This window comes from Streptomyces sp. NPDC057694 (assembly GCF_042799415.1).
Taxonomy (GTDB): Bacteria; Actinomycetota; Actinomycetes; order Streptomycetales; family Streptomycetaceae; genus Streptomyces.
The window spans coordinates 1-8,305 of the sequence record NZ_JBHVIX010000053.1 but is presented as its reverse complement, the minus strand read 5'-3'; the positions used below and the strand labels follow the sequence as shown (position 1 = coordinate 8,305).

The 8,305-nt window shown below is 69.7% G+C and carries 9 protein-coding genes and 1 pseudogene; 9 read left to right on the top strand and 1 reads right to left on the bottom strand.

All coding sequences use genetic code 11. The features are described from left to right. The first annotated feature begins 103 nt into the window (after window positions 1–103). The 6 genes from ACFVDP_RS43735 (at window position 104) to ACFVDP_RS43710 (ending at window position 5,855) form a co-directional block, all read left to right on the top strand. Window positions 104–1,096 (top strand): alpha/beta hydrolase, encoded by a 993-nt coding sequence (locus ACFVDP_RS43735; RefSeq protein WP_383503397.1) that lies wholly within the window; start codon window positions 104–106, stop codon window positions 1,094–1,096. Window positions 1,097–1,177: 81 nt separating this feature from the next. Next, window positions 1,178–2,587: a DUF6421 family protein gene (locus tag ACFVDP_RS43730; protein WP_383503395.1), complete on the top strand. Its 1,410-nt coding sequence runs from the start codon at window positions 1,178–1,180 to the stop codon at window positions 2,585–2,587. Window positions 2,588–2,622: 35 nt separating this feature from the next. Further along, the gene (locus ACFVDP_RS43725) at window positions 2,623–3,408 is read left to right on the top strand and encodes an SDR family NAD(P)-dependent oxidoreductase (RefSeq protein ID WP_383503393.1); all 786 of its coding nucleotides are present in this window, start codon (window positions 2,623–2,625) and stop codon (window positions 3,406–3,408) included. Beyond that, on the top strand, window positions 3,405–4,475 hold the full coding sequence (locus ACFVDP_RS43720; RefSeq protein ID WP_383503391.1) for a threonine aldolase family protein: 1,071 nt from the start codon (window positions 3,405–3,407) through the stop codon (window positions 4,473–4,475). The genes ACFVDP_RS43725 and ACFVDP_RS43720 overlap by 4 nt, the downstream gene beginning before the upstream one ends. Before the next feature lie 85 nt (window positions 4,476–4,560). Continuing rightward, window positions 4,561–5,160 carry a transglutaminase family protein gene (locus tag ACFVDP_RS43715; protein WP_383503389.1) on the top strand — a complete coding sequence of 200 codons (600 nt, stop codon included), beginning with the start codon at window positions 4,561–4,563 and terminating at the stop codon, window positions 5,158–5,160. Window positions 5,161–5,168: 8 nt separating this feature from the next. After that, a complete protein-coding gene (locus ACFVDP_RS43710; RefSeq protein WP_383503387.1) occupies window positions 5,169–5,855 on the top strand; it encodes a B3/4 domain-containing protein in 687 nt (228 codons plus the stop codon). Window positions 5,856–5,858: 3 nt separating this feature from the next. Here the strand turns inward: ACFVDP_RS43710 and ACFVDP_RS43705 are convergent, their stop codons facing one another. Continuing rightward, window positions 5,859–6,587 carry a lysophospholipid acyltransferase family protein gene (locus ACFVDP_RS43705; protein ID WP_383503386.1) on the bottom strand — a complete coding sequence of 243 codons (729 nt, stop codon included), beginning with the start codon at window positions 6,585–6,587 and terminating at the stop codon, window positions 5,859–5,861. A gap of 226 nt (window positions 6,588–6,813) precedes the next feature. Here ACFVDP_RS43705 and ACFVDP_RS43700 point away from each other — a divergent pair, with 226 nt between their 5' ends. The 3 genes and pseudogenes from ACFVDP_RS43700 to ACFVDP_RS43690 all read left to right on the top strand — a co-directional run. After that, complete coding sequence (locus ACFVDP_RS43700; protein ID WP_383503384.1) at window positions 6,814–7,134, top strand: TlpA family protein disulfide reductase; 321 nt, start codon at window positions 6,814–6,816, stop codon at window positions 7,132–7,134. Between the two features lie 218 nt (window positions 7,135–7,352). Continuing rightward, on the top strand, window positions 7,353–7,859 hold the full coding sequence (locus ACFVDP_RS43695) for a flavin reductase family protein (protein ID WP_383503382.1): 507 nt from the start codon (window positions 7,353–7,355) through the stop codon (window positions 7,857–7,859). A gap of 225 nt (window positions 7,860–8,084) precedes the next feature. Next, window positions 8,085–8,305, top strand: a pseudogene (locus ACFVDP_RS43690) (electron transfer flavoprotein subunit beta); the annotation flags it as partial.

The window sequence follows — 8,305 nt, the reverse complement described above, 5'->3', positions numbered from 1 at the left end:
ATGAAGGCGAGCGGCGAAGCCGCTGCCTTCAGGGGCGCGGGGAACTGCGCGACCAGCCCCCACCCACCGTCAGCCGACAACGCACCCAAAAAAAGGAGCCGCCATGCCCACCCCGGATCGCCTGAACCCCCAGGCCCGCCCCTTGGTGGACGCGATGACCACCGTGTTCCCCGACCTGGGCGGCACCGTCACCGACGCCACCGAAGCCCGCCGCATCCTCGCGGCCGCGCCCACGTCACCGTTCCCGCCACCCGTCGTCGGGGCGGTCGAAGACCGGGAGATACCGGGAGCCCCCGGCGGCCCGCCGATCCCCGTACGGATCTATCGGCCAGAAGGCGGCCCCGGGCCGCGACCCGTCGTCGTCTTCTTCCACGGCGGCGGCTGGGTCATCTGCGATCTCGACAGCCATGACTCCACCGCCCGCGCCCTGTGCCGCGACGCCGGCGCCGTCGTGGTGTCCGTGGACTACCGGCTCGCCCCCGAGCACCGTTTCCCCGCGGCGGTCGACGACGCGTACGCGGCCCTGTGCTGGGTCGCCGGCCACGTGGCCGAACTCGGCGCGGACGCGGCGGCGCTGAGCGTCGCAGGGGACAGTGCGGGCGGGAACCTCGCCGCGGTCGTGGCCCAGATCGCCCGGGACGAGGGCGGGCCCGCGATCGCCCGGCAGATCCTCGTCTACCCCGCGACCGACGCCCGCCAGAAGACCGGCTCCTTCGACGACAACGCCGACGGCTACTTCCTCACGGCCGCCCACTGCGCCTGGTTCCGCGAGCAGTACCTCGGGCCCGACGGCGACCCGGCCGACCCCCGCGTCTCGCCGCTCCTCGCCGACGACCTCACGGGACTGCCGCCCGCGCACGTCGTCACCGCGGGCTGCGACCCCCTGTGCGACGAGGGACGCGCCTACGCGAGCGCCCTGCGGGACGCCGGGGTCCCGGTCACCGAGAGCCGCTTCCCCGGCATGTTCCACGGCTTCTTCGGCTTCCCCGAACTCCTCGACGACGCCCGCCGAGCCCTGGCGGATGTGGTGGAGGTCATCGTTTCAAGCGGTCGGGACAGGAAAAACGACGGTGATGCAGGGGGTCGGGCAGGATAATTTCCCGAGACTCTCCTTGTGGCGGAGAACCTTGCATGTATACGGTGTCTATACGCGAGGTTCTCCCGTGGAGGATGAGACATGACGGAAATTCTTGTGCAGAAGGCCGTGGAGGAGACTGTTCCTCCGGTCCAGGGGATGGGCGACAGGGTGGTGGAGCACCCGGCCTGGCCCGTGCTCAAGGACGCCGTCGAGGAGATCAGGACCTGGCAGGAGAAGGACGGGTCCATCGACTTCGATGCCGAGGGCGCCCCTGCGAAGGCCGACCCCGAGCGGGCCGTCGACCGCGTCATAGCCGCTGTCGAGCAGCTCGCCCCGCTGCTGCCGCACGACGCCGCGTACCTGGACGCGCTCGCCCGCGACCTGCGGCGCTGGGCCGACGGCGGCTTCGAGGTGCCCGACTTCCTGGACTCCCTGCTCGCCTTCCAGCCCGCCGCGCAGCGCCGGGACGGCCTCCAGCACCTGGTGGTCTTCCCGATGTACACGCAGAACGGCAACCCGGACCGCAATCTGGAGGCCGTCGTCCTGAAGATGGTGTGGCCGCAGTGGCTCGCCGAGCTTGAGGCGACCCGTTACGACAACCCCCTCTTCTGCGGCATCACCTTCGAGGACTTCACCTCCGGCTACGACACGAACTCGGCCGTTCTCTTCCCCGAGACCATCGCCGTGCGCGAGGCGCCGGAGCGGTTCTCCTGGGGCGGCATCTTCTGCGACCGCGAGGCCGCGCGCTTCCGGCGTGTGACCGAGGCGGCCGTGGACATCCTGGGGGTCGAACTGCCCGCGGACATCGCGGAGATGGTCGGCGACCAGGACCGCTGCCAGCAGGCGTTCGTGCTGTGGGACATGGTCCACGACCGCACCCACAGCCACGGCGACCTGCCCTTCGACCCCTTCATGATCAAGCAGCGCCAGCCGTTCTGGATGTACGGGCTCGAAGAGCTGCGCTGCGACCTCACGGCCTTCAAGGAGGCGGTGAAGCTGGAGGCCGACGGCGTCCCGCAGGGGCGTGACGTGCAGTACGCGGTCCTCTTCGACCGGATGTTCCGCTTCCCCGTCACCGGCGAGCGCGTGCGCAACTACGACGGTCTGGGCGGCCAGCTCCTCTTCGCGTACCTGCACAAGCACGACGTCGTCCGCTGGACCGACAACAAGCTGCACATCGACTGGCAGCGCGCCCCCGAGGTGACGAACCAGCTGTGCGGCGAGATCGAGCAGCTGTACCGCGACGGCATCGACCGCCCGAAGCTCGTGCACTGGTTCGCCGCGTACGACCTCGTGTCGACGTATCTCGCCCCGCACCCGGGCTCACGCTGGGCCAAGGGCCCCGACGCCCTGGACGTGTCGCTCCCGCCCCGCAAACTCGTGGACGACGTGCTTCCGGACGAGTTTCCGCTCAGCATGTTCTATGAGGCCCTCTCGAAGAAGCTGAAGACCGTGATCGCCTCGACGAAGGGCATCACCGCGACGGACGCCGAGCAGGTCGCCGCGTGAGCCCGAGCCACAGCAAGCAGCAGGAGGCGACTGCCATGACGGACTCCACCGACACCAGCGGCACCACCGCGGCCACCGGCAAGGACACGCTGGACGGTGCCGTGATCGCGGTCGCCGGGGCGGCCGGGCCCGCGGGCCGCGCCGCGCTCAAGCGGCTCGCGGAGGCCGGCGCCACGGTCATCGGCGCCGACGCGGACGCAGCCCGCCTGGCCGAGGCCGTCGACGAGGCGCGCTACGCGCACGGCGGCGCCACCGTCGTCGGCGACACCGTGGACCTCCTTGACCTCCAGGCGACCCGAGACTGGGCGAACCGCATCGAGAAGGACTTCGGCCGGGTCGACGGCGTCGTCCACCTCGTCGGCGGCTGGCGCGGCAGCGCGTCCTTCGCCGAGACCGACCTCGCCGACTGGGACCTGCTCGAAAAGCTGCTGATCCGCACCGTGCAGCACACCTCGCTGGCGTTCGAAGGTGCGCTCGGCCGCTCCGAGCGCGGCCGCTACCTGCTGATCAGCGCCGCGGGGGCCAGCAAGCCGACCGCGGGGAACGCCGCGTACGCCGCCTCCAAGGCCGCCGCCGAGGCCTGGACCCTCGCGCTGGGCGACGCCTTCCGCAAGGCCGGGGGCGATGCCGGACCGCGGCAGGCGGCTGCGATCCTGGTGGTGAAGGCGCTGGTGCACGACGCGATGCGCGCGGAGCGCCCCAACGCGAAGTTCGCGGGCTTCACCGACGTCAAGGAGCTGGCCGAGGCCATCACCGGCGTCTGGAACAAGCCCGCCGCCGAAGTGAACGGGACCCGTCTGTGGCTGACCGAGAAGCCGTGAATCCTCCGAAGACCGACGCCCGCAGGCATCACGACCCCGAGATCAGGGGTTTCGCCAGCGACAACTACGCGGGTACCCACCCCGAGGTGCTGGCGGCCCTCGCCCTCGCCAACGGCGGGCACCAGGTCGCGTACGGCGAGGACGACTACACGGCCCATCTCCAGCAGATCATCCGCAGCCACTTCGGCCCGACCGCCGAGGCCTTCCCGGTCTTCAACGGCACGGGTGCCAACGTCGTCGCGCTCCAGGCGGTCACCGACCGCTGGGGCGCGGTGATCTGCGCCGAGTCCGCGCACATCAACGTCGACGAGGGCGGCGCACCCGAGCGGATGGGCGGCCTCAAGCTGCTCACCGTCCCGACCCCGGACGGCAAGCTCACCCCCGAACTCATCGACCGGCAGGCGTACGGCTGGGACGACGAGCACCGCGCGATGCCGCAGGTCGTCTCGATCACCCAGTCCACCGAACTGGGCACGCTCTACACGCCCGACGAGATCCGCGCGATCTGCGACCACGCCCACCAGCACGGCATGACCGTGCACCTCGACGGCTCCCGGATAGCCAACGCGGCCGCGTCCCTCGACGTCCCCCTGCGGACGTTCACGAACACGGTCGGCGTCGACATCCTCTCCCTCGGCGGCACGAAGAACGGCGCGATCTTCGGCGAGGCCGTCGTCGTCCTCAACCAGGACGCCGTGCGCCACATGAAGCACCTGCGCAAGCTGTCCATGCAGCTCGCCTCCAAGATGCGCTTCGTGTCCGTGCAGTTGGAGGCCCTGTTCGCCAAGGACCTGTGGCTGCGCAACGCCCGGCACGCGAACGAGATGGCCCAGCGCCTCGCCGAGGGCGTCCGCGCGGTCGACGGCGTGGAGATCCTCTACCCGGTGCGGGCCAACGGCGTCTTCGCCCGCCTCCCGCACGACGTCTCCGAGCGCCTGATGAAGCACTACCGCTTCTACTTCTGGGACGAGACGGCCGGCGACGTCCGCTGGATGTGCGCCTTCGACACCCTTGAGGAGGACGTCGACGGGTTTGTCGCGGCCCTCAAGGAAGAGATGGCGCGCTGAGCACGAGCATTGAGCGCCGCATAGGTATGCGACCGACCGTAAAGTCATTGACTCTCGGCCGGTCGCATCCTTATGCTCGCGTGCCATGCAGCTGATCCAGCGGAACCCCGATCTCTCCGCCTACTTGGCGGCGGACGATGTCATCGATCATCACCATCCGCTCGTCCGGGAGACGGCCGCGCGACTCGCCGAAGAGTCCGCCGATTCATATGTATACGCCCGCGTCGCCTACGAGTACGTCCGTGACGTGATCCCGCATTCCGCCGACAGCGGCGACCCGCGCGTCACCTGGCGGGCCTCCGACGTCCTGGAGAAGGGCACCGGCGTCTGTCACGCCAAGGCGCACGCCCTCACGGCGCTGCTGCGCGCGGAGGACATCCCCGCGGCGCTCTGCTACCAGCGGCTGACGCACGACGCCGGTACGGGCTGGTGCGTGCACGGACTCGTCGCCGTACGGTTCCGCGGTGCGTGGCACCGCCAGGACTGCCGGGGGAACAAGCCGGGTGTCGACGCCCGGTTCTCCCTGGAGGGGGAGCGGCTGGCCTGGGTGCCCGATCCGGAGTCCAGCGAGGTGGACTATCCGGTACTCTTTGATGTACCGCATCCGGCGGTGCTCGACGCGCTGCGCAGCGCCCCGGACCGTCCGCACCTCTGGGAGAACCTCCCCGACTCGCTCACCCTGTAAGGCAGGCCATGGCCCTCCAGCTCACCGTCGCCGACGATGTCCGCACCCTCGCGCCCGAGTTCCACCACATCGCCATCGAGGCGTACGGCCTGGTCAACGCGGCCAGTACGGAAGGGACATCGGCGCTCCTGGACGAGGCGGCGGGCCGGCTGGCCGCACGCCTCGACGGGCGCGCGCCGCACGAGGACCCGCACATGGTGGCGTGGCGCGCGGCCTACACGGCGTTCGGCGCCAAGCCCAACCGCACCCGCAACTCGGCGGAGGCGCTGGCGAAGAGGGCGCTCGCCGACGGCGGACTGCCGCGGATCAACACGCTCGTCGACGTCTACAACGCGATCAGCGTCGCCCATCTGATCCCGGTCGGCGGCGAGGACCTCGACCACATCAAGGGCGGCATGCGCCTCGTCAGGGCCACCGGCGCCGAGGACTTCGTGACCGTCGCGTCGGGGGAGCGGACGGTCGAGCACCCGGACGCGGGCGAGGTGGTCTGGTGCGACGACGAGGGCGTCACCTGCCGCCGCTGGAACTGGCGGCAGGGCACCCGCACCCGCCTCACCGACACCTCGACGAACGCCCTGTTCCTCCTGGAGGGCATGGGCGATCGGGCGGGCCTGGAGACGGCGGGGGCCGAACTGGCCGAACTCCTGGAGAAGTTCAGCCCCGGCGCCCGCCTCACGGTCCATCCCGCCGTCTGAGGGTCAGCCCGCCTCCGCGGCCTTGACCTCTTCGGGGGTCGGGGCCGTGCCACCGAGATGGGCCGGCATCCACCACGTGTCGTTCGGCCCCTTGGGGCGCACGGGATAGGCGCGCTGCGCCGCTTCGAGGAGCTCCTGCACCCGGCCGCGCAGCCGGCGCGTGATCGCGCCCGCGTACTGGTCGGCCGGCGCCTCCAGGGCCTCGCCGACCCGGATCGTGATCGGGATGTGGTGCCGCTTGAAGTTGCGCGGACGTCCCTTCGTCCAGACCCGCTGCGTGCCCCACAGCGCCATCGGGATCAGCGGCACCCCGGCCTCCTGGGCCAGCCGCACGGCACCCGTCTTGAAGCTCTTCAGCGTGAACGACTCCGAGATCGTCGCCTCCGGGAACACGCCGACGACCTCGCCCGCGCGCAGCGACTGCAGAGCGTGCTGGTACGCGTGCTCACCCTGCGAACGGTCCACCGGGATGTGCTTCATGCTGCGCATCAGAGGACCCGACACCTTGTGCCGGAACACCGACTCCTTGGCCATGAACCGGACCAGGCGCTTCTGTGGCAGCGCGGCGAGGCCGTCGAAGATGAAGTCCAGGTAGCTGATGTGATTGCTGACCAGGACGGCGCCGCCCGAGCGCGGAATGTTCTCCGAGCCCTTGCAGTCGATCTTCAGGTCGAGCGCCTTGAACAGCGTTTTCGCGGCGCCGATGACCGGACGGTAGACGAGCTCTGCCATGGAGGGGGAGGACCCTTCTGAAGTGCCTGGGGAACGTGTTGGGTGGGACGGTTCCCGGCGTTAAGTTACGGAGCCGTAGGTATTGCGGCTTGCGCAGATCGTGCCCCAAGAACGGCTGGGTGGCCAGTCCTGGTTCCGGTGCCGCGCGAGATCCTGGTCACGTTGGCCGGAATGGGCAGAGACGTTTGAGCGCTGTACGTGAGAACAGGCAAAAAGGAGGACAGGAGTGACCGTGAGTGAAGTGACGCTCGGTGCCGAGCAGTTGGGTGCGGAGCTGGGGGAGCGGGCCACGCTGGTCCAGTTCTCCAGCGCCTTCTGCGCGCCGTGCCGGGCCACCCGGCGGGTGCTCGGTGATGTCGCCGCACTGGTCCCCGGTGTGTCGCACATCGAGATCGACGCCGAGGCCCGACTCGAACTCGTACGCGCCGTGGGCGTGGTCAGCACGCCGACCGTACTGGTGCTCGACGCGCGCGGCCGTGAGGTGCGCCGGGCGGCGGGGCAGCCGCGCAAGGCGGATGTCATCGCCGCGCTCGGCGAAGCCGTGTGACCCTCTTGCTCAGGGTGCTCCCGGGATGACCCATCTCTCAGATGACGGAACGCACTTGACTGCGCGCGCCACGTATCGTCACTCTGACCTTATGCCGCCGGAACTCCTTCTCCACCAGCGGGTCCATGTCGACCTTGCGCGCTGTTCGAGCGCCCGTTGTCGTGTCTTCTGACGCAGCCACGGACCCCGCTCGCACTCTCCCGCAGAAGGACAACTCCATGACGGTCACACCCGATCTGCGCACCGCTCTGCCCGCCGGCCCCGACCTTCTCCGCTCCGTCTTCCGGCAGCACGCCGCGGGCGTCGCGGTGATCACGGCGGCGGGCAGCGCCCCCGTCGGCTTCACCGCCACCTCCCTCACCTCCGTCTCCGCCCAGCCGCCCGTGATCTCCTTCGGCGTCGGCGTGGGCGCCTCCAGCTGGCCCACCGTCGCGGAGGCCGGCCACGTCGGCGTGCACATACTCGCCGAGGACCAGGCGGATCTCGCCGCGACGTTCGCCCGCAGCGGCGCCGACCGTTTCGGCGCACCCACGCGCTGGTCCGAAGGGCCCGAGGGGGTTCCGGTCCTCGACGGCGTACTGGCCTGGATGGTCTGCAAGGTGATCGCCCGGGTACCCGCCGGTGACCACCGGATCGTGCTCGCGGAGGCGGTCTGCGGCGACCTGCCGGGAGCGGGCCGTCCGCTGCTCTATCACCAGGGGCGCTTCAACGCGCTGCGCGACTGAGAGTTCCCGGCTCCGGGCGATTACGGAGCGTTGGGAACGTCACAGTTCAAAGCGCTTGCTTAGCGGGCATAATCTGGATGTACTGACGAGTAATATTTCGTTCGGAGCGCGGGCCGCCCCGACCGGAAGAGTCCGCTTCAGGCGCCTATGCTGCCTGGTACAAGGCGTTTTTGGACGCAGCAGCACAGCCGCCCAGTAAAAGACGATTGCAGTAGGAGAGCCGGCGTGAGCTTGAGGATCGTTGTCACCGTGAAGTACGTGCCGGATGCCACGGGCGACCGGCATTTCGCTGATGACCTGACCGTCGATCGTGATGATGTGGATGGTCTGCTGTCGGAGCTGGACGAGTATGCGGTCGAGCAGGCGTTGCAGATTTCCGAGAATGCGGATGACGACGTGGAGATCACCGTGTTGACGGTGGGTCCCGAGGACGCCAAGGACGCGTT

Bases quoted from the DNA above. Each gene is read 5' to 3' on its own strand.
- ACFVDP_RS43735 (WP_383503397.1), top strand. From the start codon at position 104: ATGCCCACCCCGGATCGCCTGAACCCCCAGGCCCGCCCCTTGGTGGAC.
- ACFVDP_RS43730 (WP_383503395.1), top strand. From the start codon at position 1,178: ATGACGGAAATTCTTGTGCAGAAGGCCGTGGAGGAGACTGTTCCTCCG.
- ACFVDP_RS43725 (WP_383503393.1), top strand. From the start codon at position 2,623: ATGACGGACTCCACCGACACCAGCGGCACCACCGCGGCCACCGGCAAG.
- ACFVDP_RS43715 (WP_383503389.1), top strand. From the start codon at position 4,561: ATGCAGCTGATCCAGCGGAACCCCGATCTCTCCGCCTACTTGGCGGCG.
- ACFVDP_RS43710 (WP_383503387.1), top strand. From the start codon at position 5,169: ATGGCCCTCCAGCTCACCGTCGCCGACGATGTCCGCACCCTCGCGCCC.
- ACFVDP_RS43705 (WP_383503386.1), bottom strand. From the start codon at position 6,587: ATGGCAGAGCTCGTCTACCGTCCGGTCATCGGCGCCGCGAAAACGCTG.
- ACFVDP_RS43695 (WP_383503382.1), top strand. From the start codon at position 7,353: ATGACGGTCACACCCGATCTGCGCACCGCTCTGCCCGCCGGCCCCGAC.